This window comes from Pantoea sp. Cy-639 (genome assembly GCF_011752525.1).
Classification (GTDB): domain Bacteria; phylum Pseudomonadota; class Gammaproteobacteria; order Pseudomonadales; family Pseudomonadaceae; genus Aquipseudomonas.
Window position 1 is genome coordinate 278172 of the sequence record NZ_VWXI01000005.1, and the last position, 25899, is coordinate 304070.

The 25899-nt window shown below is 65.9% G+C and carries 20 protein-coding genes; 16 read left to right on the forward strand and 4 right to left on the reverse strand.

Annotated elements, in window-relative coordinates:
* Nucleotides 1–77: 77 nt before the first annotated feature.
* On the reverse strand, nucleotides 78–1220 hold the full coding sequence (locus F3J43_RS09045; RefSeq protein ID WP_205297723.1) for a polysaccharide deacetylase family protein: 1143 nt from the start codon (nucleotides 1218–1220) through the stop codon (nucleotides 78–80).
* Between the two features lie 111 nt (nucleotides 1221–1331).
* On the opposite strand from F3J43_RS09045, the gene yaaA reads away from it, so the two are divergent.
* From yaaA to F3J43_RS09125, 16 genes are all read left to right on the forward strand, one after another.
* Nucleotides 1332–2111, forward strand: coding sequence for a peroxide stress protein YaaA (gene yaaA / locus F3J43_RS09050; protein ID WP_166884928.1), 780 nt, complete (start codon nucleotides 1332–1334; stop codon nucleotides 2109–2111).
* Between the two features lie 773 nt (nucleotides 2112–2884).
* Nucleotides 2885–4201 (forward strand): nucleotide sugar dehydrogenase, encoded by a 1317-nt coding sequence (locus F3J43_RS09055; protein WP_166884930.1) that lies wholly within the window; start codon nucleotides 2885–2887, stop codon nucleotides 4199–4201.
* Between the two features lie 63 nt (nucleotides 4202–4264).
* Complete coding sequence (locus F3J43_RS09060) at nucleotides 4265–5746, forward strand: glycosyltransferase family 2 protein (RefSeq protein ID WP_205297724.1); 1482 nt, start codon at nucleotides 4265–4267, stop codon at nucleotides 5744–5746.
* Nucleotides 5747–5781: 35 nt separating this feature from the next.
* Complete coding sequence (locus F3J43_RS09065) at nucleotides 5782–6948, forward strand: alginate biosynthesis protein Alg44 (protein ID WP_166884934.1); 1167 nt, start codon at nucleotides 5782–5784, stop codon at nucleotides 6946–6948.
* A 10-nt stretch (nucleotides 6949–6958) separates the two neighbouring features.
* The gene (gene algK, locus F3J43_RS09070; RefSeq protein ID WP_166884937.1) at nucleotides 6959–8470 is read left to right on the forward strand and encodes an alginate biosynthesis TPR repeat lipoprotein AlgK; all 1512 of its coding nucleotides are present in this window, start codon (nucleotides 6959–6961) and stop codon (nucleotides 8468–8470) included.
* A complete protein-coding gene (locus F3J43_RS09075) occupies nucleotides 8467–9945 on the forward strand; it encodes an alginate export family protein (protein WP_166884940.1) in 1479 nt (492 codons plus the stop codon). Before algK ends, F3J43_RS09075 begins: the two co-directional genes overlap by 4 nt.
* 18 nt (nucleotides 9946–9963) lie before the next feature.
* On the forward strand, nucleotides 9964–11523 hold the full coding sequence (algG, locus tag F3J43_RS09080) for a mannuronan 5-epimerase AlgG (RefSeq protein WP_166884942.1): 1560 nt from the start codon (nucleotides 9964–9966) through the stop codon (nucleotides 11521–11523).
* Nucleotides 11524–11536: 13 nt separating this feature from the next.
* Entirely contained in the window at nucleotides 11537–12982 is a 1446-nt protein-coding gene (locus tag F3J43_RS09085; RefSeq protein ID WP_166884944.1) for an alginate O-acetyltransferase, read from the forward strand.
* A gap of 7 nt (nucleotides 12983–12989) precedes the next feature.
* Nucleotides 12990–14096, forward strand: coding sequence for a mannuronate-specific alginate lyase (locus F3J43_RS09090; protein WP_166884946.1), 1107 nt, complete (start codon nucleotides 12990–12992; stop codon nucleotides 14094–14096).
* 723 nt (nucleotides 14097–14819) lie between these two features.
* Nucleotides 14820–16277: an MBOAT family O-acyltransferase gene (locus tag F3J43_RS09095; protein ID WP_166884948.1), complete on the forward strand. Its 1458-nt coding sequence runs from the start codon at nucleotides 14820–14822 to the stop codon at nucleotides 16275–16277.
* Nucleotides 16278–16287: 10 nt separating this feature from the next.
* Nucleotides 16288–17445 carry an alginate O-acetyltransferase gene (locus F3J43_RS09100; protein ID WP_166884950.1) on the forward strand — a complete coding sequence of 386 codons (1158 nt, stop codon included), beginning with the start codon at nucleotides 16288–16290 and terminating at the stop codon, nucleotides 17443–17445.
* A 20-nt stretch (nucleotides 17446–17465) separates the two neighbouring features.
* On the forward strand, nucleotides 17466–18113 hold the full coding sequence (locus F3J43_RS09105) for an alginate O-acetyltransferase AlgF (RefSeq protein WP_166884952.1): 648 nt from the start codon (nucleotides 17466–17468) through the stop codon (nucleotides 18111–18113).
* 35 nt (nucleotides 18114–18148) lie between these two features.
* Nucleotides 18149–19603 (forward strand): mannose-1-phosphate guanylyltransferase/mannose-6-phosphate isomerase, encoded by a 1455-nt coding sequence (locus F3J43_RS09110; protein WP_166884954.1) that lies wholly within the window; start codon nucleotides 18149–18151, stop codon nucleotides 19601–19603.
* A gap of 101 nt (nucleotides 19604–19704) precedes the next feature.
* Nucleotides 19705–20205, forward strand: a complete 501-nt coding sequence (locus tag F3J43_RS09115; RefSeq protein WP_286184408.1) for a hypothetical protein — start codon at nucleotides 19705–19707, stop codon at nucleotides 20203–20205.
* Between the two features lie 73 nt (nucleotides 20206–20278).
* Nucleotides 20279–20623, forward strand: coding sequence for a hypothetical protein (locus tag F3J43_RS09120; RefSeq protein WP_166884957.1), 345 nt, complete (start codon nucleotides 20279–20281; stop codon nucleotides 20621–20623).
* A 49-nt stretch (nucleotides 20624–20672) separates the two neighbouring features.
* Complete coding sequence (locus F3J43_RS09125) at nucleotides 20673–21497, forward strand: SDR family oxidoreductase (RefSeq protein WP_166884958.1); 825 nt, start codon at nucleotides 20673–20675, stop codon at nucleotides 21495–21497.
* Nucleotides 21498–21573: 76 nt separating this feature from the next.
* Here the strand turns inward: F3J43_RS09125 and F3J43_RS09130 are convergent, their stop codons facing one another.
* From F3J43_RS09130 to F3J43_RS09140, 3 genes are read right to left on the reverse strand one after another with little or no spacing between them, the layout of a single operon-like run.
* On the reverse strand, nucleotides 21574–23151 hold the full coding sequence (locus F3J43_RS09130; RefSeq protein ID WP_205297725.1) for an efflux transporter outer membrane subunit: 1578 nt from the start codon (nucleotides 23149–23151) through the stop codon (nucleotides 21574–21576).
* The gene (locus F3J43_RS09135; RefSeq protein WP_166884960.1) at nucleotides 23148–24209 is read right to left on the reverse strand and encodes an HlyD family secretion protein; all 1062 of its coding nucleotides are present in this window, start codon (nucleotides 24207–24209) and stop codon (nucleotides 23148–23150) included. The genes F3J43_RS09130 and F3J43_RS09135 overlap by 4 nt, the downstream gene beginning before the upstream one ends.
* A gap of 26 nt (nucleotides 24210–24235) precedes the next feature.
* Nucleotides 24236–25777 carry an MFS transporter gene (locus tag F3J43_RS09140; RefSeq protein ID WP_166884962.1) on the reverse strand — a complete coding sequence of 514 codons (1542 nt, stop codon included), beginning with the start codon at nucleotides 25775–25777 and terminating at the stop codon, nucleotides 24236–24238.
* Nucleotides 25778–25899: the final 122 nt, after the last annotated feature.

Genomic DNA, 25899 nt, shown 5'->3' on the forward strand with positions numbered 1-25899 from the left:
GTTGGCGGCAAGCCCGGGCGGGACTAAAGTCAGAGGTCAGGCAGTGCCAATGCCGCTCCCGGCGATGGGCGCACGCCTCACTCCTTCTGGCCGTAGGCCTGGCAATCCTGCCAACCGATTCCGCTCTGCGCCGTGTGCTGCAGCAACCACTCCACGGCCGGCTGGGCCTTGGGCAGGTTGTCGTGGAACTGGATCACCCCCTTGCGCCACAGCAGCATCAGCGTCAGCACCCGCTGCGCCGAGGCCGCGGCAGTCAGCGGGCCGTCGTCCTGGGCATCGATGTCCCACAGCGACACCTGCAACTGCTGGCTGGCCATGAACCCCTCACCATCGCTGCGGCGCTGCCCGTAGGGCGGACGGAACAACGGCACGTACTGCTCCGGCAGGTCGGCCTGGACCCGTGCCTGGCTGCGTCGCAGCGAATCCTGCCAGCCCTGCCACTGGGCATGGGAGCGGTACTCCCAGCCCTGGATCCCCACGCACTGGCCAGCATACAGCCCAGCCAGCGGACCGCTGTCGCGACGTTGCTGCAGACGGTTGCCGAGCACGAAGAAGATCCCGTCGAGCTTCTGCCGGCGCAGGTAATCGAGCATCGCATCGGTACTGCCCCCTTCGGGGCCGGGGCCGCCGGCGAAGGTCAGCAGGAACATCCGATCGTTGAGCTCGTCACCGTTGCGCTCGCGCCCGGAGAGCTTCTCCACCTCGCTGGAGGTCTGCGGATACAACGCCGCCTTGCGCAACTGCTCGTCCAGGTAGCGGACATGGAACTGATGGCTGGGCTCGACCCATCCGGTATAGAACGTGCCGACATCAGCAGCGAACGTGGCGGCCTGCATACGCAGGTCGGTCATCGACGCCACCGGATAGCAGAACGAGGCATCCTGCTCGCAGCTCTGCTGCGCCTGCTGGTAACCCTGCCACAGGCGTTGCCACATTCGCGCCCGCAGCGAACGGACCACCGCCAGGTTGACCTGACGCAGCCCAAGGCGCTGAGCCAGGGCGTTCTCGTCGAGCATCTCGCTTTCGTGCAGCACCTGGGCGAACGAGAGGATCTCGGCCCGCGAGGCGACATCGAACAGCGCCGGGCTGTCCAACTGTTCCGGCCACAGGCTGCGGTCGAGGCTGACGAAGTCCTCAGGAGCGGCCTGCGCGGCAAGGCTCAGCAGGCTGGCAAAAAGGACGAAAGCGATACGCACGATGAACAGTCTCCGCAGATGCATGGCGCGCACTATAGCGCGCCGCCCGCCGATGTTCCGTGACTATCGTCGCCATAGTTTGGCGTTGCCTGGCCAGGCCCGTAGAATTGCCCGACGAATTCAGGAGCCGACCCGATGCTGACGGTGATTTCCCCCGCCAAGACCCTCGACTACGACACCCCGCCGGTAACCCAGCGCCATACCCTGCCCCAGTATCTGGACGACTCCCAGGCACTGATCCAGCAGTTGCGCGAGCTGACGCCGGCGCAGATCGCCGAGCTGATGCATCTCTCGGACAAGCTCGCCGGCCTCAACGCCGCACGCTTCGGCAGCTGGACCCCGGACTTCACCCCGGCCAACGCCAAGCAGGCGCTGCTGGCGTTCAAGGGCGACGTGTACACCGGACTCGACGCCCAGAGCCTCGGCGAGGACGATTTCACCTACGCCCAGGACCACCTGCGCATGCTCTCGGGCCTGTATGGCCTGCTGCGCCCGCTGGACCTGATGCAACCCTACCGCCTGGAGATGGGCACCAAGCTGGCCAATGCCCGTGGCAAGGACCTGTATGCCTTCTGGGGCACACGCATCAGCGAGTGGCTGAACCAGGCCCTGGCCGAGCAAGGTGACGACGTGCTGCTCAACCTGGCCAGCAACGAGTATTTCAGTGCCGTGAAGAAGAGCGCGCTGAAGGCGCGGGTGATCGACGTCGATTTCAAGGACCTGAAGAACGGCCAGTACAAGATCATCAGCTTCTACGCCAAGAAGGCCCGCGGCATGATGAGCCGCTTCGTGATCCAGGAACGCATCGCCGATCCCGAGCAGCTCAAGCGCTTCGATGCGCAGGGCTACTACTACAGTGCCGAGCAGTCCAAGCCGGATCATCTGGTATTCCTGCGCGATCACGCCGAAGGCTGATGGCCCTGGGGCGCTTGGCGCCCCATCCCGCCCTGGCCCTGCAACGGGGCACTCTCCCACCCCGAAATCGCCAAATAACAGACGCCAAAAAAACACCAGGCCTACCCTTATCGCAAAATGCCATAAGCCCGTTCGTAGTTTTTTGACGAGTTTTGCGAAAATATTTTCGCATGCTGGCATATGAGCATCCCGTCTCGTTTTCGTCCTTTATATATGGGAATAAAACCGTCTCGTGCCATCAGATTGAAAGTATTTTCAACTGAAGAAATATTTAGAAATTCTTCATCAAGACAAAATCCACGCTGGAACTTCTATCGGCCGCAATGGCTCATAGCACCCGTAACGATTTTCAAGCGCGCAGCGTGAGAGATGACTTACAGATGACAGCGAGCGGTATCCACTACCACTCCATAACCGTCAGGCAGGCGTCACGGGAATACCCGAAAGCCCTGTTCACAGAGGAGAGTCGCGCCCCTAAAAAATCGTCCTAGTGGTTGATTTCAAAAGGTTTTTCCAATTGAAAAAACAAGCACAGCAGTTCGTTAAATACGGCCTGCAATAAAGACGGCTGCATTTCAGGGCACGCCTTTTTAAATACTGGCTTTTGACTGCCAACTTCGAGCGCATAAGTTTTTGTGCTCAGGATTTATTCATGCCTGCGTTCGGTGAAGTGTCATTTCGCCATGGACCCGTGCGCCCTAAAACTGCTGGTCAATCAACCCAGTCGGCTCTTCCAGCAAGGGCTGGCGTGATAAACACACGAGGTGAATGCGATGCGTATCAGCATCTTTGGTTTGGGTTATGTGGGTGCAGTCTGTGCCGGTTGCCTTTCGGCACGTGGCCATGAGGTGATCGGCGTGGACGTGTCCAGCGCCAAGATCGACCTGATCAACAAGGGCAAGTCGCCCATCGTCGAGCCCGGCCTGGAAGCACTGCTGCAGCAAGGCATCGCCAGCGGCCGCCTACGTGGCACCACCGACTTTGCCGAGGCCATCCGCGCCAGCGACGTGTCGATGATCTGCGTCGGAACCCCGAGCAAGAAGAACGGCGACCTGGGCCTGGAATACATCGAGTCGGTGTGCCGCGAGATCGGCTACGTCCTGCGCGACAAGGCCAGCCGTCACACCGTCGTGGTCCGCAGCACCGTGCTGCCGGGCACGGTCAAGAACGTGGTGATCCCGATCCTCGAGGACTGCTCGGGCAAGCGGGCCGGCGTCGACTTCGGCGTCGCGGTCAACCCCGAGTTCCTGCGCGAAAGCACCGCGATCAAGGACTACGACCAGCCACCGATGACCGTCATCGGCGAGCTCGACAGCGCCAGCGGCGACGTGCTGCAGGCCCTGTACGAAGCGCTCGACGCGCCGATCATCCGCAAGCCGGTCGAAGTGGCCGAGATGATCAAGTACACCTGCAACGTCTGGCATGCCACCAAGGTCACCTTCGCCAACGAGATCGGCAACATCGCCAAGGCAGTCGGCGTCGATGGCCGCGAGGTGATGGACGTGGTCTGCCAGGACAAGGCGCTGAACCTGTCGCAGTACTACATGCGCCCCGGCTTCGCCTTCGGCGGCTCGTGCCTGCCCAAGGACGTGCGCGCCCTGACCTACCGCGCCGCCAGCCTCGATGTGCGCGCCCCACTGCTCGACTCGCTGATGCGCAGCAACGAGTCCCAGGTACAGAACGCCTTCGACATCATCGAAAGCCACGACAAGCGCCGGGTCGCCCTGCTCGGCCTGTCCTTCAAGGCCGGCACCGACGACCTGCGCGAAAGCCCGCTGGTGGAACTGGCCGAGCGCCTGATCGGCAAGGGCTACCAGCTCGACATCTACGACCAGAACGTCGAGTACGCCCGCGTGCATGGCGCCAACAAGGACTACATCGAGTCGAAGATTCCCCATGTCTCCTCGCTGCTCAATGCCGATTTCGAGCAAGTGCTGGAAAACGCCGAGATCATCGTGCTGGGCAACCGTGACGAGCGATTCCGCGCCCTGGCCCAGCAAGCGCCGGCCGGCAAGCAGGTGATCGACCTGGTCGGTTTCATGGGCAAGCCGACCTGCGCCAGCAGCCGCACCGAAGGTATCTGCTGGTAAACCCGGTCGGGCGGCGCCCCCTCGGCGCGCCGCCCTCCTCCGAACTCTCGACGGATGCCGAACATGCAAAGGCTTCAGACAGTGCTGCTGCAGTGCACCGGATGGCTGCTCTACATGAGCCTGCTCATGCTGATCGCCCTGGCCCTGCCCAGCGACATCTTCGACGCGCAGTCGAAGCACTTCATCTTCCTGGTCGGCGCCGTCGGCATCTGGCGCTACTCGATGGGCGCCACCCATTTCATCCGCGGCATGGTCTTCCTGTACCTGGTCTACCCCTACCTGCGGCGCAAGGTGCGCTCGCTGGGCAGCGCGGCCGACCCGTCGCATGTGTACCTGATGGTCACCAGCTTTCGCATCGACGCCCTGACTACCGCCCAGGTGTACAGCTCGGTGATCGGCGAGGCCATCGCCTGCGGCTACCCGACCACCGTGGTCTGCTCGCTGGTGGAGAAGTCCGACGAACTGCTGGTCAAGAGCCTGTGGGCCAAGTACAACCCGCCGGCCCATGTCACCCTGGACATCGTGCGCATTGCCGGTACCGGCAAGCGCGACGGCCTGGCCTACGGTTTCCGCGCCATCTCGCGGATGCTGCCGGACGAGAACGCCGTGGTGGCGGTGATCGACGGCGACACCGTGCTGGCCGAAGGCGTGGTGCGCAAGACCGTGCCATGGTTCGGCCTGTACCCCAATGTCGGCGGCCTGACCACCAACGAATTCTGCGAAGTGCGTGGCGGCTACATCATGAGCGAGTGGCACAAGCTGCGCTTCGCCCAGCGCCACATCAACATGTGCTCGATGGCCCTGTCCAAGCGCGTGCTGACCATGACCGGGCGCATGTCGATGTTCCGCGCCAGCGTGGTGACCAACCCCGAGTTCATCGCCGACGTCGAAAGCGACTCGCTGATGCACTGGCGCCTGGGCCGCTTCAAGTTCCTCACCGGCGACGACAAGTCCAGCTGGTTCAGCCTGATGCGCCTGGGCTACGACACCTTCTACGTGCCGGACGCCGCGATCAACACGGTCGAGCACCCGCCAGAGAAGAGCTTCATCAAGGCCAGCCGCAAGCTGATGTACCGCTGGTACGGCAACAACCTGCGGCAGAACTCCCGCGCCCTGGGCCTGGGCCTCAAGCGCCTGGGGCTGTTCACCGGCATCGTCCTGCTCGACCAGCGCGTGTCGATGTGGACCAGCCTGCTGGGCCTGACCGTGGCGCTGATCGCCAGCTTCAAGTTCGGCCTGCAGTTCCTGCTGGTGTACCTGCTGTGGATCGGCATCACCCGCCTGATCCTCACCATCATGCTGCTGTGCTCGGGCCACAGCGTCGGCCCGGCCTACCCGGTGATCCTCTATTACAACCAGATCGTCGGCGCGCTGATGAAGATCTACGTGTTCTTCCGCCTCGACAAGCAGTCCTGGACTCGCCAGCCGACGGCCCTCAAGCGTGACCTCGAAAGCTTTCAACAATGGTTCAACACCTGGTCCTCGCGGACCATGACCTTCTCGGCCGCGAGCCTCTTCGTCGCCGTGCTGTTCATGGTCGTGTGAGCCACCCCGGATCGGATAACAGGAACGAAATCGCCATGAATACCGCCGTGAACGTCAATGTCGTGCATGAGTCCGAGGCGCAGCGCCAGCACGCCCGGGTGCGCATTCCCGCCAAGCTGCGCTACCTGGACGGCCATCGCGAGCCGCACGAGGTGAAGGTGGACGATCTTTCTGCCGGGGGCCTGTCCTTCCACGCGCCCAAGGCCCTGGAGGTCAACGAGGCGGTCCGTGGCCGCCTGCAGTTCGTGGTCGACAACCTCGGCCTGTCGATGGACGTCGAGCTGCTGGTACGCACCAGCGACCCGCAGAGCGGGCGGACCGGCGCCGAGTTCCAGAACCTCGAGCCGCGGGACATCGCCACCCTGCGCCATATCATCACCAGCCATCTGTCCGGCGAACTGATCACCCTCGGCGACGTGCTCGGCACCCTGCAACGCGACAACTTCACCAAGGCGCGCAAGCACAAGGCGTCCGGCTCAGGCTTGTCCGCCTTCGGCCGCCTGCGCGCGGTCACCGTCACCGCCGGGGTGTTCGTGGTCGGCCTGGTGGCCTTCGGCTTCGTCGCCAAGTCGCTGTACGGCCTGTACTTCGTCAGTCATGCCGAGGCCGGCGTGGTCGCGGTGCCCACCACCAACGTCACCATGCCCCGCGACGGCAGTGTGCAAAGCCTGGTGCAGACCGGTACGCCCGTGGCCAAGGGCGCGCCGCTGGCGACCTTCAACACCAGCATGCTCGACCTGCTCAAGGGCCACCTGGACGACGCGCAACTGGAGCCGGCCAAGGTCGAGGAACTGTTCGGCAAGCAACTCTCCGGCACCCTCACCAGCCCCTGCGACTGCGTGGTGTCGCGGCAACTGGTGGACGACGGCCAGTACGCCAGCAAGGGCCAGCCGGTGTTCGCGCTGATCCCGCGGACCACCACCCCAAGCGTCGAGGCGCGCTTCAGCTACCGCCAGTTCGACGAAGTGAAGCCGGGTACCCGGGTCGACTTCCAGGTCGCCGGCGAGAACGCCGTGCGCAGCGGACGCATCGTTGCCAGCTCCAGCCTGGACACCGACAACCTGGCCTCCGACATCCGCGTGCAGATCAAGCCCGACGAAGGCCTGCCGGCCGAGCTCGCCGGCCGCCCGGCGTCGGTGAGCAGCGACCGCGGCCCCTCGCTGAACGGGCTGATCGACAAGGCCATGGCTCGCGGGCTGTGAGGAACGGATCATGAACGACGCCACGATCCCCGTAGGAGCCAGCGTTGCTGGCGAACGAGCGCATCACGGTGCCCGTAGCCCGGTTCGCCAGCAACGCGGGCTCCTGCAGAAAACACCAGCCACGCCGTTCTGTGCGCTGGCCCTGGCCATCACCCTGGCCGGCTGCGCCGGCCTGCCCGACCAGCGCCTGGCCAACGAAGCGCTCAAGCGTGGCGACACTGCCACCGCCGAGCGCAACTACAAGGCCCTGGCCGACCTTGGCTACAGCGAGGCCCAGGTCGGCCTGGCCGACATCAAGGTGGCCAGCCGCGACCCGGCCAGGCTCAAGGAGGCCGAGGCCACCTACCGCGCCGCCGCCGCCAGCTCGCCACGGGCCCAGGCCCGCCTCGGTCGCCTGCTGGTGGCCAAGCCCGACAGCACCCAGGCCGAACGCGAGGAAGCCGAGGCCCTGCTCAAGCTCGCGGCCCGGCAAGGCGAAGGCAACACCCTGATTCCCCTGGCGATGCTCTACCTGCAGTACCCGCAGAGCTTCCCCAAGGTCAACGCCCAGCAGCAGATCGACCAGTGGCGCGCCGCCGGCAACCCCGAGGCGGGCCTGGCGCAGATCCTGCTGTACCGTACCCAGGGCAGCTACGACCAGCACCTGGGCGAGGTCGAGACGATCTGCCAGGCGGCCCTGGCCAGCACCGACATCTGCTATGTCGAACTGGCCACCGTCTACCAGAAGCGTGCCCAACCCGAGCGGCAGGCGGCGCTGCTCAAGCAGCTCGACGCTGCCTACGCCCGCGGCGCGGTGTCGGCCAGCCGGGTCGACAGCGTCGCCCGCGTGCTGGCCGACCGCAGCCTTGGCCAGACCGACGAAAAGACCGCCAAGGCCCTGCTGGAGAACATCTCCCCGGCCAACCCCGCCTCGTGGGTGAGCCTGGCCCAACTGCTCTACGACTTCCCCGAACTGGGCGACACCGACCAGTTGCTGGCCTATATCGACAAGGGCCGCGCCGCCGAACAGCCGCGCGCCGAACTGCTGCTCGGGCGCCTGTACTACGAAGGCCGCACCCTGCCCGCCGACGCCGCGAAGGCCCAGCAGCACCTGCAAACGGCGGCCGAGGCCGGCGAGATCAGTGCCGACTACTACCTCGGCCAGTTGTACCGCCGCGGCTACCTCGGCCATGTCGAGCCGCAGAAGGCCGTCGACCACCTGCTCGCCGCCGCCCGTGCAGGCCAGAACAGCGCCGACTACGCCCTGGCCCAGCTGTTCAGCGAAGGCCATGGCATTCGCCCGGCGCCGACCAACGCCTGGGTGTTCGCCCACCTGTCCCAGGCCAACCCGACGCCACAGTCGAACGAGCTGCTGCAACAGCTCGACCAGCAACTGTCCCCTGAGCAACGCAGCCAGGCCCAGCAATTGCTGGCCCAGGAGCAACGGGCCCGCGCCAGCCTGTTCCAGGGCGCCAACAGCCCCCTGGCCCTGGAGGCCCTGCAAGACGACGAACAAGCCGTAGACGCCGAGGACTCGCTATGACGCTCAATCCCTTCGTGAAAGCCGGCATCGGCCTGAGCTTCGCCCTGCTGTGGTCGTTGCCGACCCTGGCGGCGCAAACCGCAGTGAAGAACTTCGGCCTGGACGTGAAGATCACCGGCCAGTCCGAGGACGACCGCGACCTCGGTACCCGCCCCGGCGGCGACGTCAACGGCGTGGGCCTGGACCTGCGTCCCTGGGTGTATGGCGAGCGCGGCAACTGGAGCGCCTACGCCATGGGCCAGGCCGTGACCGCCACCGACACCATCGAGACCGACCCCCTGCGCCAGAACGACGACGGCAGCAGCACCGACACCGCCGCCCACGGCCGCAAGCAGGACAAGAGCTACCTGGCCATGCGCGAGTTCTGGGTCGGCTACAGCGGCCTGACCGCCTACCCCGGCGAGCAACTGCGCCTCGGCCGCCAGCGCCTGCGCAGCGACGACGGCATGTGGCGCGACACCAACATCGAAGCGCTGAACTGGAGCTTCGACACCACCCTGCTCAAGGCCGACCTGGGTGTGGCCCAGCGCTTCAGCGAATACCGCACCGACCTCACCGAACTGGCCCCCGAGGACAAGGACCGCACCCATGTCTACGGCAACGTCGCCACGCAGTGGACCCCAGGACACTGGGTCGGCCTGCGCGCCCACCACAGCCATGACGGCGGCAGCCTCAAGCACCCCGGCGAAACCGTCGACCCACTCGACAAGACCCGTACCGGCGACCTCACCTGGCTGGGCCTGGAGGCCAGCAGCGACGCCTACAACTGGCGCAACGACCACACCGTCAACTACTGGGGCAGCGTCACCTGGCTGACCGGCGACCGCGACAAGCTGACCACCAGTACCCTGGGCAACGAGCAGGTCGCCACCGGCAAGCAGAGCGGCAATGTCGATGCCTGGGCCACCGACCTGGGGATTCGCCTGCGCCTCGACCCACAGTGGCAGGTCGGCGTGGCCTACGCCCGGGGCAGCGGCGGCGGTGGCGACGATGGCTCGAACAACTTCGAGCAAACCGGCCTGGAGAGCAACCGCTCCAACTTCACCGGCACCCGTTCCCGCGTGCACCGCTTCGGCGAAGCCTTCCGCGGCGAACTGGGCAACTTGCAGGCGGCCACCCTGTTCGCCTCCTGGCAACTGCGCGACGACTACGACGCCAGCTTCATCTACCACAAGTTCTGGCGCGTCGACGGCAAGCAGAACATCGGCACCAGCGGCATCAACGCGGTGGTCGACGACAACGGCGTGAACCGCCCGCTGGTCAGCGGAGAAAAGGACCTTGGCCAGGAAATGGACGTGGTCGTCACCAAGTACTTCAAGCAAGGCCTGTTGCCGGCCTCGCTGAGCCAGGCGATCGACGAGCCGTCGGCGCTGGTGCGCCTGCGCACCGGTGTGTTCAAACCGGGCGATGCCTATGGCAAGGAAGCCGACTCGTACATGCACCGCGCCTTCGTCGACGTGATCTGGCGCTTCTGAGGCCGGGAGAGGACCCCTATGAACCTGCACCCGAACCTTCGCCACAGCCTGCTAGCCAGCGCCCTGCTGCTGGTCTGCGGCCTGGTGGCCGCGGCCGAGCCGGCGGTAGTCACCAAGGAACTGCAACAGGCCAGGACCTACACCGTCACCAGCGCGCCCAGCGAGCCGCTGCAACTGGCCCCGCCCAAGTTGCCCGACCTCTCCGGCTATACCTACGAGGCCGTGCAGCAGAAGATCGACCGCCGCCACAAGGGCAAGGTCAGCGTGCGCCGGATGCTCCAGGAGGACACCCTCAAGGAGTTCATCGGCGGCGACAACAAGGCCGCCGAATGGGTCCAGCGCCAGCACGGCATCCCCCAGGCGATCTTCATCGACGACGGCCATGTCGACCTGGTCGAGCTGAGTCGCAAGGTGCCCGGCCAGTACCTGCGCGAGACGGCGCCGGGGGTGTACCTGGCGCGCCTGCCGATCGTGGTCGGGCGCAAGGGCGTGCTGGAGATCGACGGCAAGGTCAAGGAGCTGCGCCTGTCCCAGGAAGGCGGCGCGTTCCTGGTCAACGACGGCAAGCTGTTCGTCAGCGACACCCAGGTGACTGGCTGGCGCGAGCGCGACAACGGCCCGGCGACCTTCCGCTCGCCCAAGGAATTCCGCCCGTTCCTGCTCAGTTGGGGCGGCACCGAGACCTACATCGTCAACAGCACGATGGCCAGCTTCGGCTACTCCAAGTCCAAGTCGTACGGCGTGAGCATCTCGCAGTACACACCGAACATGGCCAAGCAGATGGGCCGCGCCGAGCCCACCGGATGGATCATCGGCTCGACCTTCAGCGACATGTGGTACGGCTTCTACTGCTACGAGACCCAGGACTTCGTGATCAAGGACTCGACCTACCACGACAACATCGTCTACGGCATCGACCCCCACGACCGCTCGCACCGCCTGATCATCGCTGGCAACACCGTGTACGGGACCCGGAAGAAGCACGGCATCATCGTCTCCCGCGAGGTCAACGACAGCTGGATCATCAACAACAAGAGCTACGACAACAAGCTCTCCGGGGTGGTGATCGACCGCAACAGCGTCAACAACCTGATCGCCTACAACGAGATCTACCGCAACCACACCGACGGCATCACCCTGTACGAAAGCGGCGACAACCTGATCTACGGCAACAAGCTGATCAACAACCGCCGCCACGGCATCCGCGTGCGCAACAGCGTGAACATCCGCCTGTACGAGAACATCGCCATGGCCAACGGCCTGGTGGGCGTGTACGGGCACATCAAGGACCTTTCCGACACCGACCGCGACATCGCCCTCGACCCGTTCGACGCCCAGGTGTCGTTGATCGTGGTCGGCGGCGAGCTGGCGGCCAACGGCTCCGGCCCGCTGTCGATCGACTCGCCGCTGTCGGTGGAGCTGTACAAGGTGTCCATGCTGATGCCGCGCAAGTCCAGCGGCATCAGCCTCAACGGGGTGCTCGGCGAGCGCCAGGACGAAATCCTCGACCTGCTGGTGCGCCAGCAGAAAGCCGTGCTGATCGACCCGGTCGAACGCCAGACCGAAATGATCGACTAAGGAAGCCCAGACCATGACGCCACACCTGATGAAACTGCTCGGCCTGTCCGCCGCCCTCCTGGCCATCGCCCAGGGCGTGCGCGCCGACCCAGTGCAGGCGCCGCGCTTCAGCGCCGAACCCTGCTGCCAGCTGTGCCCCGAGGCCCACGACGCCCGCCGCTACGTGACCCGCTACCAGCAGAACTTCACCACTCTGGTGCAGGCCCAGGGCGACTGGCTGTTCCGCACCCGCGAGGACCTGCGCACCGAGTTCGACACCACCCCCAGCGGCTACAAGCGCCTGCAACAGGTCCACGACGCGTTCAAGAAGCGCGGCGTCGAACTGGTGCTGGTCTATCAGCCGACCCGCGGCCTGGTGAACCGCAACATGCTCAAGCCCGAGGAGAAGGCCGCCTTCGACTACCAGAAGGCCCTGCACAACTACCAGGCCATGCTCGGGCGCTTCGCCAAGATGGGCTACAACGTCCCCGACCTGTCGCCGCTGACCAACGAGCAACTGGCCGCCGCCGACCAGGGCAAGGACTTCTACTTCCGCGGCGACCAGCACTGGACGCCCTACGGTGCCGAGCGCGCGGCGAAGATCGTGGCCGATACCGTGCACGCGATGCCGGCCTTCGAAGGCATCCCGCGCAAGACATTCGAAACCAGGAAGTCAGGGCGCATGGGCAAGACCGGCACCCTGCACAACGTCGCCGGCCAGCTCTGCGGCACCAGCTACGCGGTGCAGTACATGGACCAGTTCGCCACCGAGCCCAAGGGCGGCGCCAGCGGCAGCGACGACCTGTTCGGCGATGCGGGCAACGCACAGATCACCTTGGTCGGCACCAGCCACAGCGGCAAGAACTACAACTTCTCCGGTTTCCTCGAGCAGTACATCGGCGCCGACGTGCTCAATGTCGCCTTCCCCGGCGGTGGCCTGGAAGGCTCGATGATCCAGTACCTGGGCAGCGAGGAGTTCCAGCAGCGCCCACCGAAGATCCTGGTCTGGGAGTTCTCCCCGCTCTACCGCCTGGACCAGGAGACCATCTGGCGGCAGATCCTCGCCCTGCTCGACGACGGCTGCGACGACCGCCCCGCGCAGATGAGCGCCAGCGCCACCCTCAAGCCGGGCAGGAACGAACTGATGGTCAACGGTCGCGACGGCGTGATCAAGGACCTGGTCAACCGCAACCACCAGCTCGACATCAAGTTCGAGGACACCTCGGTAAAGGTGCTGCAGGCCACCTTGTGGTACCTCAATGGCCGCCACGAGGACATCAAGCTGGAGAAGCCCGAGACCTCCGACACCGACGGACGCTTCGTCTTCCAGATGCGCGAGGACGAGGACTGGGCCGGCCAGAACCTGCTGGCCCTGGAAGTCCAGGGGCCGCAAAGCGGCACCCAGAAAGTCCAGGCCAAGCTCTGCAAACGCAACCATTTCGCCAGCGCCGCGCCGCATACCGCGCAAGCTGGCCAGTGAGGCGACCATGACATCCACCGCTAGCAAGACCGCACCCGCCCTGCTCTTCCTCGCCCTGTTCGGCAACGCCGCGCACGCCGCGCTGGTGCCGCCCCAGGGCTACTACGAGGGCATCGACCAGCTCAAGCACAGCGACGGCAACTTCCGCTGCGAACCGGCCCCCAAGCCGTTTACCGGCGCCCTGCAGTTTCGCAGCAAATACGAAGGCTCCGACAAGGCTCGGGCAACGCTCAATGTCGCTTCGGAGAAAGCCTTTCGGGAGTCCACCCAGGACATCACCACCCTCGAGAAGGGGGTCAGCAAGATGATCGGCCAATACCTGCGCGACGGCCGCCCGGCCCAGCTCGACTGCGCGCTGGGCTGGCTGCAGACCTGGGCACAGGCCGACGCCCTGGAGTCCACCGACTTCAACCACACCGGCAAGTCGATGCGCAAATGGGCGCTGGGCAGCATGAGCGGTTCGTGGCTGCGCCTGAAATTCTCCAATTCCCAACCGCTGGCCGCGCACCAGGCCCAGGCCGAACAGATCGAGAAATGGCTGGCGCACCTGGCTGAGCAGACCGTGCGCGACTGGAGCGACCTGCCGCTCGAGCAGATCAACAACCACAGCTACTGGGCGGCCTGGTCGGTGATGGCCACCGCCGTGGCCACCGACCGCCGCGACCTGTTCGACTGGGCAGTGAAGGAATACCGGATCGGCGTCAACCAGGTCGACGAGCAGGGTTTCCTGCCCAATGAGGTCAAGCGCCGGCAACGCGCCCTGGCCTATCACAACTATGCCCTGCCGCCGCTGGCGATGATCGCCAGCTTCGCCCAGGCCAATGGCGTGGACCTGCGCAAGGAAAACAACTTCGCCCTGCAGCGTCTGGGCGAAGGCGTGCTCGCCGGGGCCCGGGATCCTGCCCAGTTCAACGCCCGCGCAGGCGTCAAGCAGGACCTGAAGGAGCTGCAGGTCGACAGCAAGTACGCCTGGCTCGAGCCGTGGTGCGCGCTGTACCAGTGCGTCGGCGACACCCTGGCGCGCAAGCATCACATGCAGCCGTTCAACAGTTTCCGCATGGGCGGCGACATGACCCGGGTCTACGACCCGAGCGCGGAGCAGAAAGCGAAGTAAGGCAAGGGGCCACGCCGTGGCCCATCGCAGGCTTCGCCAGCTCCCACAAAGCGCTGGCAGGCCACTCCCGTAGCAAGAATGACAAACCACCCCCTGTGGGAGGGCTGGCAAACCAACCCTGTGGCAGAACTGCCCCCCTGTGGGAAAGCTGACAAACCAATCCTGTGGCAGGACTGCCCCCTGTGAGAGGGCTGACAAACCAACCCTGTGGCAGGACTGCCCCCTGTGGGAGGGCTGACAAACCAACCCTGTGGCAGAACTGCCCCCTGTGAGAGGGCTGACAAACCAACCCTGTGGCAGAACTGCCCCCTGTGGGAGGGCTGACAAACCAACCCTGTGGCAGAACTGCCCCCTGTGAGAGGGCTGACAAACCAACCCCGTGGCAGGACTGCCCCCTGTGGGAGGGCTGACAAACCAACCCTGTGGCAGGACTACCCCCTGTGGGAGGGCTGACAAACCAATCCTGTGGCAGGACTGCCCCCTGTGGGAGGGCTGACAAGCCACTCCTGTGGCAGGACTGCCCCCTGTGGGAGGGCCGGCAAGCCACTCCTGTGGCAAGACTGCCCCCTGTGGGAGGGCTGGCAAGCCACTCCTGTGGGAGCTGGCGACAGCCAGCGATCGAGGGCGTAGCCCTCGCAACGATGGCAAAGGTTCCCCTGCATGTTCGCGGGGGGTTTGGGGGGCGCTGTGCCCCGGATGCTGTGAACAACAAGGAGAACCGGGATGGTCTTCTCGTCCAACGTGTTCCTGTTCCTGTTCCTGCCGGTCTTCCTCGGCTTGTACTACTTGAGCGGGCAACGCTACCGCAACCTGCTGCTGCTGGTGGCCAGCTACATCTTCTATGCCTGGTGGCGGGTCGACTTCCTCGCCCTGTTCGCCGGGGTCACCCTGTGGAACTACTGGATCGGCCTGAAAGTCGGCGCCGCCGGCGTGCGCACCAAGCCCGCCCAGCGCTGGCTGCTGCTCGGCGTGGCGCTCGACCTGGCGATCCTCGGCTACTTCAAGTACGCCAACTTCGGCGTCGACAGCCTCAACGCGATCATCACCTCGTTCGGCCTTTCGCCGTTCATCCTCACCCATGTGCTGCTGCCGATCGGTATCTCGTTCTACATCTTCGAATCGATCAGCTACATCATCGACGTCTACCGCGGCGATACCCCAGCCACCCGCAACCTGGTCGACTTCGCCGCGTTCGTGGCGATCTTCCCGCACCTGATCGCCGGCCCCGTGCTGCGCTTCAAGGACCTGGTCGAGCAGTTCAACCACCGCACCCACACCCTGGACAAGTTCTCCGAAGGCTGCACCCGCTTCATGCAGGGCTTCATCAAGAAAGTGTTCATCGCCGACACCCTGGCGGTGGTCGCCGACCATTGCTTCGCCCTGCACAACCCCACCACCGGCGACGCCTGGCTCGGCGCCCTGGCCTACACCGCACAGCTGTACTTCGACTTCAGCGGCTACAGCGACATGGCCATCGGCCTGGGCCTGATGATGGGCTTTCGCTTCATGGAGAACTTCAAGCAGCCGTACATCAGCCAGTCGATCACCGAGTTCTGGCGGCGCTGGCACATCAGCCTGTCGACCTGGCTGCGCGACTACCTCTACATCACCCTGGGCGGCAACCGCAAAGGCACCTTCAACACCTACCGCAACCTGTTCCTGACCATGCTGCTGGGCGGGCTGTGGCATGGCGCCAACTTCACCTACATCCTCTGGGGCGCCTGGCATGGCATGTGGCTGGCGATCGAGCGGGCGCTGGGCCTGGACACCAACCCGCAACGCTTCAATCCGCTCAAGTGGGCCTTCACCTTCCTGTTGGTGGTGGTCGGCTGGGTGATCTTCCGCGCCGAGAACCTGCACGTGGCCGCACGCATGTACGGCGCCATGTTCAGCTTCGGCGAGTGGCAGCTGTCGGAGCTCAATCGCGCCCAGCTCACCGGCCTGCAGGTGGCCACGCTGGTCATCGCCTACCTCAGCCTGGCGTTCTTCGGCCTGCGCGACTTCTACCGCAACGCCCAGCCGACGCCCAGGGCCACCCCGGTGCACGTCAACGCCGACGGCTCGCTGGGCCTGGACTGGAGCCGGGTGATGAGCCGCGCGCTGATCCTGCTGCTGTTCGCCGCCTCGGTGCTCAAGCTCTCGGCGCAGAGCTACTCACCGTTCCTGTACTTCCAGTTCTGAGGCCTGAAGCATGAACCGGACACTTCGCATCACCTATTCGCTGTCGTTCATGGGCCTGCTGGTCGGCCTCGGCGCCTGGTCGCTGGGCGGGCTGGACAGCTTCACCCGCACCGGGCAGATGAGCCTGCTCGACGGCAAGCTGGCCAAGGCCGCCGAGACCCACTACGACGAGCAGTTCCCGCTCAAGCGCCTGGGCACCAACCTGTGGGCCGCGCTGGACCTCAAGCTGTTCAACGAAGGCCGCCCCGGCGTGGTGCTGGGCCGCGACCAGTGGCTGTTCACCGACGAAGAGTTCAAGCCCAGCGCCGGTGCCGAACAGCAGATGCAGGACAACCTGGCGCTGGTGCGTGGCGTGCGCGACGCCCTGCGCCGCCAGGGCAGCCAGCTGGTGCTGGCGATCGTCCCGGCCAAGGCGCGGTTGTACGCCGAGTACATCGGCAAGCAGGCGCCGGCCAGCCTGCACGACGACCTGTTCAACCAGTTCCACGCCCAGGCGCGCCAGGCCGGCGTGTTCGCCCCCGACCTGCTGGCCCCGCTGGAACAGGCCAAGACCCGCGGCCAGGTGTTCCTGCGCACCGACACGCACTGGACGCCGATGGGCGCCGAGGTGGTCGCCCAGGCCCTGGCCGAGGCGGTCGAGCGCCAGCACCTGCTCAGCGGCGAACCCCAGGCCTACATCACCAAGGCCGGTGCCAGCGCTCCGTACAAGGGCGACCTGACCCACTTCCTGCCACTCGACCCGCTGTTCAGCAACCTGCTGCCGACCCCGGACAACCTGCAACAGCGCACCACCCAGCCGGCCCGGGCCGAAGACGCCGGTGGCGATGCGTTGTTCGCCGACAGCCAGATCCCGGTGGCCCTGGTCGGCACCAGCTACAGCGCCAACCCCCACTGGAACTTCCTCGGTGCCTTGCAGCAGGCCCTGCGCAGCGACGTCGCCAACTACGCCGAGGACGGTCACGGCCCGCTGCTGCCGATGCTCAAGTACCTGCAAAGCGATGCCTTCAGGAACGCCCCGCCACAGGTCGTGGTGTGGGAGTTCCCCGAGCGTTATCTGCCAATGAAGAACGACCTCGGCGCCTTCGATCCACAGTGGATCGCGCAGCTGAAGCAATCCCGTCAATCCGAAGAAAACCTGGCCCTGTCGTCCAGCCGGACGGACCACTGAAGATAGAGAGGAACACGCACATGACCACACCGACTTCCATTGCCAAAGCCCTCACCCTCGCGGCAGGCCTGAGCCTGGCCTCGCTGCAGGCCTTCGCCGGTGCCGATGCCGCCCTCTATGGCCCGAGTGCGCCGAAGGGCTCGACCTTCGTGCGCCTGTACAACGCCGCCAGCGCTCCCGCTGCCGCGTCGGTGGGCAATACCCAGATCAAGCAGGTCGGCGCCCAGGCCAGCAGCGACTTCAGCTTCCTGCCCGGGGGCGACTACACCGCCCAGGTCGGCGGCAAGAGCGTCCCGGTGCAGCTCGCCGCCGACAAGTACTACACCCTGGTCAACAACGCCGGCGGCGGCCCGCAACTGATCGAAGAACCACCGTTCAGGAACAAGCAGAAAGCGCTGGTCCGGGTGCAGAACCTCAGCGACCAGCCGTTGGCCCTGAAGACCGCCGACGGCAAGACCGAAGTGGTCAAGCCGGTCGCCGCCAAGGGCCGTGGCGAGCGTGAGATCAATCCGGTCAAGGTCAGCCTTGCCCTGTATGCAGGCGACAAGAAAGTCGGCGACGTCAAACCCGTCGCCCTCGAGCGCGGCGAAGCGGCCGTGCTGTATGTCACCGGCAGCGGCAGCAGCCTGTCGCCGGTGTGGGTCACCCGTCCCGTGGCCACGAACTGATTCCTGCCCTTTTCGACTTCAACTGGAGAAACGACATGATCCCGGTAATTCTTTCTGGTGGTAGCGGCTCCCGTCTGTGGCCCCTGTCGCGCAAGCAGTTCCCCAAGCAGTTCCTGGCCCTGACCGGCGAGCACACGCTGTTCCAGCAGACCCTCGAACGCCTGGTGTTCGAGGGCATGGACAGCCCCATCGTGGTCTGCAACAAGGACCACAAGTTCATCGTCCAGGAGCAGCTCGGCGCGCTGAACCTCGAGACCCAGGCGATCCTGATGGAGCCGTTCGGTCGCAACACCGCGCCGGCAGTGGCGATGACCGCGATGAAACTGCTCAACGAAGGCCGTGACGAGCTGATGCTGGTGCTGCCGGCCGACCACGTGATCGAGGACCAGAAGGCCCTGCAACGCGCCCTGGCCCTGGCCACCGTAGCCGCCGAGCGCGGCGAAATGGTGCTGTTCGGCGTGCCGGCGACCAAGCCCGAGACCGGCTATGGCTACATCCGCTCGAGCCAGGACGCCCTGCTGCCCGAGGGCGTGGCGCGGGTCGCGCAGTTCGTCGAGAAACCGGACGAGAAGCGCGCCAACGAGTTCGTCCATGCCGGAGGCTACTTCTGGAACAGCGGCATGTTCCTGTTCCGCGCCAGCCGCTTCCTCGAAGAGCTGAAGAAACACGACCCGGACATCTACGACACCTGCCTGCTGGCCCTGGAGCGCAGCCAGGAAGACGGCGATGTGCTGAGCATCGACGAGGCCACCTTCGCCTGCTGCCCGGACAACTCCATCGACTACGCGGTGATGGAGAAGACCCAGCGCGCCTGCGTGGTACCGCTGTCGGCCGGCTGGAGCGACGTCGGTTGCTGGTCGTCGCTGTGGGAGGTGCACGAGAAGGACGGCAACGGCAACGTCACCAAGGGCGACGTGGTGGTGCAGGACAGCCGCAACTGCATGATCCACGGCAACGGCAAGCTGGTGTCGGTGATCGGTCTGGAGAACATCGTGGTGGTCGAGACCAAGGACGCCATGATGATCGCCCACAAGGACAAGGTTCAGGAGGTCAAGCAACTGGTCGGCACCCTCGATGCACAGGGCCGCAGCGAGACCCAGAACCACCTCGAGGTATACCGGCCGTGGGGCTCGTACGACTCGGTGGACATGGGCGGGCGCTTCCAGGTCAAGCACATCACCGTCAAGCCGGGCGCGAGCCTGTCGTTGCAGATGCACCACCACCGCGCCGAGCACTGGATCGTGGTGTCCGGCACCGCCGAGGTGACCTGCGACGAGAACGTGTTCCTGCTCACCGAGAACCAGTCCACCTACATCCCCATCGCCTCGGTGCACCGCCTGCGCAACCCGGGCAAGATCCCGCTGGAGATCATCGAGGTGCAGTCCGGCAGCTACCTGGGCGAGGATGACATCGAACGCTTCGAGGATGTCTATGGGCGCAGCTCGACGCCGGTCGAACGTGGGATCTCCGTAAAGACCATCGCCCAGTAACAGCGGCAAGCCACAAGCGAAGCGGCGGTGAATCGAGATGCCCGGCTCACCGCCGCTTCGCTTTTGCCTGCAGCTTGCAGCTTGCGGCTCGGCGCTCCAAGATGATGGAACCCTCCACCACCAAGGCCCGCCCCACCATGATCATCGGCGCCCTGCTCGTTCTCACCTGGCTGGTCCTGCTGCTGCGCTACCCGGCCAAGGCCGTGCCGATTTCCCTGGCAGCTGTCTGCGGCCTCGGACTGGTCGGCCTGTGGGTGGTCTGGCAGGACACCCGCGAAGCCTCGCAACTGGCCCGTCTCGATCTGCAACTGAGCTACGCCCCCGAACAGTGCCCCGCCGACCGCGCCTTGCAGGTCCGCATGAAGAACGGTAACCAGGCCCCGCTCACCGAACTGCGCTGGCGCGTCGCCGCCTATGCCCCCGGCGACACCGTCAACCTCGCCGAGAACACCTACAACGCACCACGCTACCGCGGCCCCGGCGAACTGCAGCCCGGCGCAGAGTGGCGCGACTGCCTGCCGCTGCCGCCATTGCGCTCGGGGTACCGCCCACAAACCCTCGAATTCCGTGCCGAACACCTGCAAGGCAGTTTTGCCAACTAACAGTTCTGCCAGTTTCGCTCCAGGCCAGATCGACGTTCACTTGAGGTTCATTCTCTCGAGGGAACTGACGGCCATGACCCCACTGGACAATCTCGACCGCTTCGAAGACCTCCTGGACGATGTCGAACGTGCCCGGCCCGGCGTGATTTTCGTGGGTTCGAGCGAGTGTTGCGTCTGCCAGGATCTACGTGATGAGTTTCGTGAACTGGCGGCGCAAATGCACCACCTCGATATCTATGACCTGATTGCCGAAGACTTCGGCGCCCAGGCCTGGAACGGTGAGCTCAAAGCAGTTTTCGACGATATCCACCTCAAGGAGTACCCCTCGCAGATTCTCTTGCCACGCAAAGGCAAACCCTGGGTCCATCTGGAGAGGAACACCTCGGCGCTGCGCGCCGCCCTGATGGCGTTGAATTAAACCGAAACAGGTATGATCAAGCCTCCCCGGACCACCCAAAGGCCCCGACATGCCCACTGTTCTCATCACCGGCTGCTCCAGCGGCATCGGCCGCGCCCTGGCCGACGCCTTCCGCGATACTGGTCACGACGTCTGGGCGACCGCCCGCAAGCCCGAGGATGTGGAGCGGCTGAGCGCTGCTGGTTTCTGCGCACGGCAGCTGGATGTCAATGACAGCGATGCCCTCGCCCGCCTCGTCGAGGAGCTGCAAGCCCATCACGGCGGCCTGGATATCCTGATCAACAACGCGGGCTACGGCGCCATGGGCCCACTGCTCGACGGTGGCGTCGAGGCCATGCGCCAGCAGTTCGAGACCAACGTGTTCGCCCTGGTCGGCGTGACCCGTGCGCTGTTCCCGCTGCTGCGCCGCAGCCGTGGCCTGGTGGTGAACATCGGCAGCGTCTCGGGGGTACTGGTAACGCCGTTCGCCGGCGCCTACTGCGCGTCCAAGGCCGCGGTGCACGCCCTCAGCGATGCGCTGCGCCTGGAGCTGGCGCCGTTCGCCATCCGGGTGATGGAAGTGCAGCCTGGCGCCATCGCCTCGCAGTTCGCCGACAATGCCCGGCAGCAGTCCGCGCAGGTGTTGTCGGCCGACTCGCCGTGGTGGCCATTGCGCGAACAGGTACAGGCGCGCACGCAAGCCTCGCAGGACCGTCCCATGTCCGCTGCGGCGTTCGCCCAGGGTGTGCTGGCGGCGGTAGGCAAGGCACCAACGCCCCTGCTGGTACGCCTGGGCCATGGCAGCACGGCGCTGCCCTTAATGGCGCGGTTGCTGCCGCGGCGGTTGCTGGGCTGGGTACTGCGCAAGCGCTTCGGGTTGCTGCGGCCGCTGTGAGATCGCGGGGGCGCTGGGCGCTCCTTTCGCGACACAAGGCCACTCGGTCTCTTGTCGCAAAAGGGCTGCGCAGCCCCTACACCTTCGCCGGCGCCTCGTCGAACGCCTGCCAGCCGCCACCCAGGGCCTTGTACAAGCCGACCAGCGCCTGCGAAACCGCCGCCGAACTGTCGATCCACTGCTCCTCGCTGGCCAGCAGCGCCGACTGCACCGTCAGCACGTTGAGGAAATCCACCGCCCCTTCCACATACTGGCGCTGCGCGGTCTCCAGGGCAATGCGGTTCTGCCGCACCGCCTCGGCCAGGTGATCGCGGCGCAGCTGACTGGCGTTGTACAAGCGCAGCACATCGTCGATCTCATGCCAGGCCCCCAGCACCACCTTGCGATAGTTCAGCGCCGCCTCCTGCTGCTGCGCCTCGCGCAGTTCCAAGGTACCGCTCAGCCGCCCGCCCTCGAAGATCGGCAACGACAACTGCGGCCCGAAGGCGAAGCGTCGCGAGTCCCAGGCACCGAAATCGGACAGTTGCATGGCCTGGAAACCGACACTGCCCGACAGCCGGATACTCGGGTAGAAGTCCGCCTTGGCCACGCCGATGCTGGCGGTGGCCGCATGCAGGCGGGCCTCGGCCTGGCGAATGTCCGGCCGGCGTTCGGCCAACTCCGACGGCACGCCGATGGCGAAGCGCTGCTGCGGCGCCGGCAGTTCGCCGCCTTGCAGCAACTCGGCCTGCAAGCTGCGTGGCGGCTCGGCGGCGAGCAGGCCGAGGGCGTTGATCAGGTCGTCGCGGCGCGCTTCCAGAGTGGGCAGGCGCGCCTCGATCGAGGCCACCTGGGCACTGGCCTGGGCCACATCGAGACGGGTGGCCACCCCTTCGGCCTGGCGCCCCTCGGAAAGTTTCAGGCTGTGCCGGGCGACCTTGAGGTTGTCCTGGGTGATGTCCAGGGTGTGCTGTACCGCGCGCAACTGGATGTAGTCGCCCGCCGTTTCCGCGAGCAGCGCCAGCAGCACGCCACGACGGTCGTTCTCGGCCACGGCCACGCTGGCATCGGCGGCTTCGACCTGGCGCCGTACCCGGCCCCACAGGTCCAGTTCCCAACCCGCCACCAGGTCGCCCTGCCAGAGGTTGAACGCCGACTTGCCAGCCTTGCCCGACGGGTCGCTGAGGCCTTCGGCACTGTTGCGCGCTCGACTGTAGCCGGCGTTCACATCCACCGACGGGGACTCGTCAGCCGCCACCGTGCTGCGCAGCGCACGGCTTTGCAACAGGCGCGCGCTGGCCATCCGCAGGTCGAGGTTGCGCGTGGTGACCTTCTCGATCAGCGCACTCAGGCGTGGGTCGTGGAAGCTGTCCCACCAGCGCAGCTCCAGCGGTTCGGCCAGCGGCTGGCTGGCCGCCGCCTCGCCCTGCAGGGCCGCCCAGTCCTTCGGTGCCTCGCTGTCCGGGCGCTGGAAATCCGGGCCGAGGGTGCAGCCGGCCAGCAGCATGGCCAGCAACATCGGGCCCAGGCGCAGAGCAGGGGCCACTGCGCGTCCCTTGCGCGACACCAGGTCGCTGCAACTGGCGAACGCGATCCTCTGCAGGAGCGGCCTTGTGTCATGCAAGCGCTGCGCAGCTGGCCCGGCAGGCTCGAGATTCTCCACCCATCCGCTCATCGCGCGGTCACCTCTTTGCTGACCAGCTTGTCGCCCCGCGTGTCGATGGTAGCCTCCACCGACATGCCCACCCGCAGGCGCTCGAGCAACGGTTGCCCGTCATCGAAGACGATCTTCACCGGGATGCGCTGCACCACCTTGGTGAAGTTGCCGGTGGCGTTGTCCGGCTTGACCGCGGCGAAGGTCACCCCGGTGGCCGGCGCGATGCTCTCGACGTGGCCCTGGAGCTTCTCTCCGGAGAAGGTGTCGACGCTGATGCTCACCGGCTGGCCTGGCTGCACGTGGGTCAGTTGGGTTTCCTGGAAGTTGCCGACTATGTAGGCATGCGCCAGCGGCACCACCGACAGCAGGCGTGCGCCTGGATTGACATAAGCGCCAACGCGCAGCGCACGCTCGCCGACCATGCCGTCCACCGGCGCGCTGATACGGGTGTACGACAGGTCCAGCCGGGCTTTCTCCAGGCCCGCTTCGGCCCGCTTGAGCTGGCCGTCGGCACTGGCCACCTGGGCGTCGAGGATATCCACCTGCTTGCGCGCGGCCAGCAATGCCGCCTGGGCATTGGCCAGGCGGGCGCGGGCCTGGTCGACCCCGCTGCGCGCCTGCTGGGCGTTCTGCACGGTGCCGGCGCCCTGCTCGGCCAGGCGGCTGTAGCGGGTCACCTCATGGTCGGCGAAGGCCGCCTCGGCCTGGGCTGCCTTCACGGCGGCCTCGGCCTGGGCGATCAGCGCTGCCTGGCGCTCGAGGGTGGCGCGGGCATCCAGGCTCTGCGCCCTGGCCACCAGCAACTGGGCCTGGGCGGCATCGAGGGCGGCCTGGTAGTCACGGGCATCGATGGTCGCGAGCAGTTGCCCGGCCTTGACCTGCTGGTTGTCCTCCACCAGCACCTCCTTGATGAAGCCGGCCACCTTGGGTGCGACCACGGTGTAGTCGGCGCTGACATAGGCATCGTTGGTGCTCTGGCGATGATCGCTGCCGAACATCCAGGGGCCGACGATGGCGGCCAGCACGGCCACGGCGAGTACCGCGCCGATGAAAAGTGTCTTGCGTGTATGGGTCATGTCGTTTCTCGAATTCATTCACCGGTTCAGGCCACCGCGCGCGGCGGGTAGATCCGGGTGGGCACGAAGGGAATCAGGCAGATCAGGGCCACGGCGAAGGCCGCCATCACCAGGTACAGGTCGGCCGAGGTCAGCACCAGGGCCTGTTCATGGATGCGCCTGGCCAGACCGGCGGCGTTGTCGTCGACCAGCGGCGCGTTGCCCAGGCTGTCGACCAGGTGGTTGGAATGGAAATGCCGGCGCACGGTGCCCAGCGCGTCGATCAGGCCGGCGGCGATCACCGAGGACAGGCCCTTGACCGTGTTGAACCAGCTGGAGGCGAACGGCCCCTCCTGCGGGGTCATGCCGTTGGTCGACAGCATCAGCAGCGGCAGCACCGCCATGGGCTGGCCGAACACCTGCAGCAGGTAGTACGGATAGAAATCGCCGCGGATCCACTGCGACGTCAGCAGGCTGCTGCCCACGCACGAGACGGCCAGCATCGCCAGCCCGGTGGCCAGCACCCAGCGGCAGTCCACCGCGCGGATGTTGCACAGCGCTGCGGTCAGCGGCAGGGCGATCAGTTGCGGCATGGCCACCAGCAGCATCAACGGGCTGGTCTGCGCCGGGCGGTAGCCCTGGATCTGCGCCAGGTACGCCGAAGGAATGCTGCCCACGCCCGAGAGCACGATCAGCACACCCGCCAGGGTCAGCAGGGCAAAGCTCAGGTTGCGCCGCGACAGCATGCGCAACTGGAAGAACGGCAGCGGTTCGGACCACTCGTTGAACATGAACAGCACCAGCAGCAGCACGCCGCCGCCGAGCAGCCAGCAGATCAGCGGCGAATCGAACCAACCCCAGCGATCGCCCAGCGACAGGCCCAGCACCAGGCTGCTGATCGCCGGCAGGCCAAGCAGCACGCCACGCCAGTCGAACTGACGGAAGCGCTCCAGGCGCAGCGGGTCCTGGGGCAGGCCCCAGCCGACGCAGAACATCGCCAGCAACGACGGCAGGATGATCTGCCAGAACGCCCACTGCCAGCCGACGTACTCGGTCCACAGGCCCGCCAGCGGCGTGCCCAGGTTCGGCCCGAAGGTCGCGGTCAGGGCGTAGCAGGCCAGGCCGTAGAGCTTGATGCCCGGTGGCAGGAAGCGCAGCGCCACGCTCATCAGCATCGGCGGCAGCGCGCCGGAGGCGAAGCCTTGCAGCACGCGCAGCAGCATCAGGCTGTGCAGGTTGGGGGCGAAGGGCTGGATCAGGCCCAGCACGGCGAACAGGCCGACGGCGGTCATGGTGAAGCGGCGCAGCGAGAAAGTGTTGGCCAGCCATGGCGCGAAGGCCATGGCCGACACCGAGGCGGCGCTGTACACCGCCAGCAGCCAGGCGCCCTCGTCGGCACCGATGCCCATGGCGCCACGAATGTCGCTCAGGGAAATCTTGGTCACCGCCTCGTTGAGCCCGGCGCACAGCACCGCGAGCAACACGCCGAACAGTCCGACCACCACCCGCAGGCCGAACGCCGTTTGTGCCGGGGCGGCCGGCGCCGGGGGCGCGGCCAGCGCGGCGGAAGGCGCGGTCAGGGAACTCATGGGAAGACATCTCCAGCAACAAATTGAAGGCTGGGGCAAGTCTAAGAAGGTCGAATGCTGACGAAAACTGACTTGTTGGCAGCTTTATGTTGCGCCAGACGCAATCGGCGGCACCTGGTGCC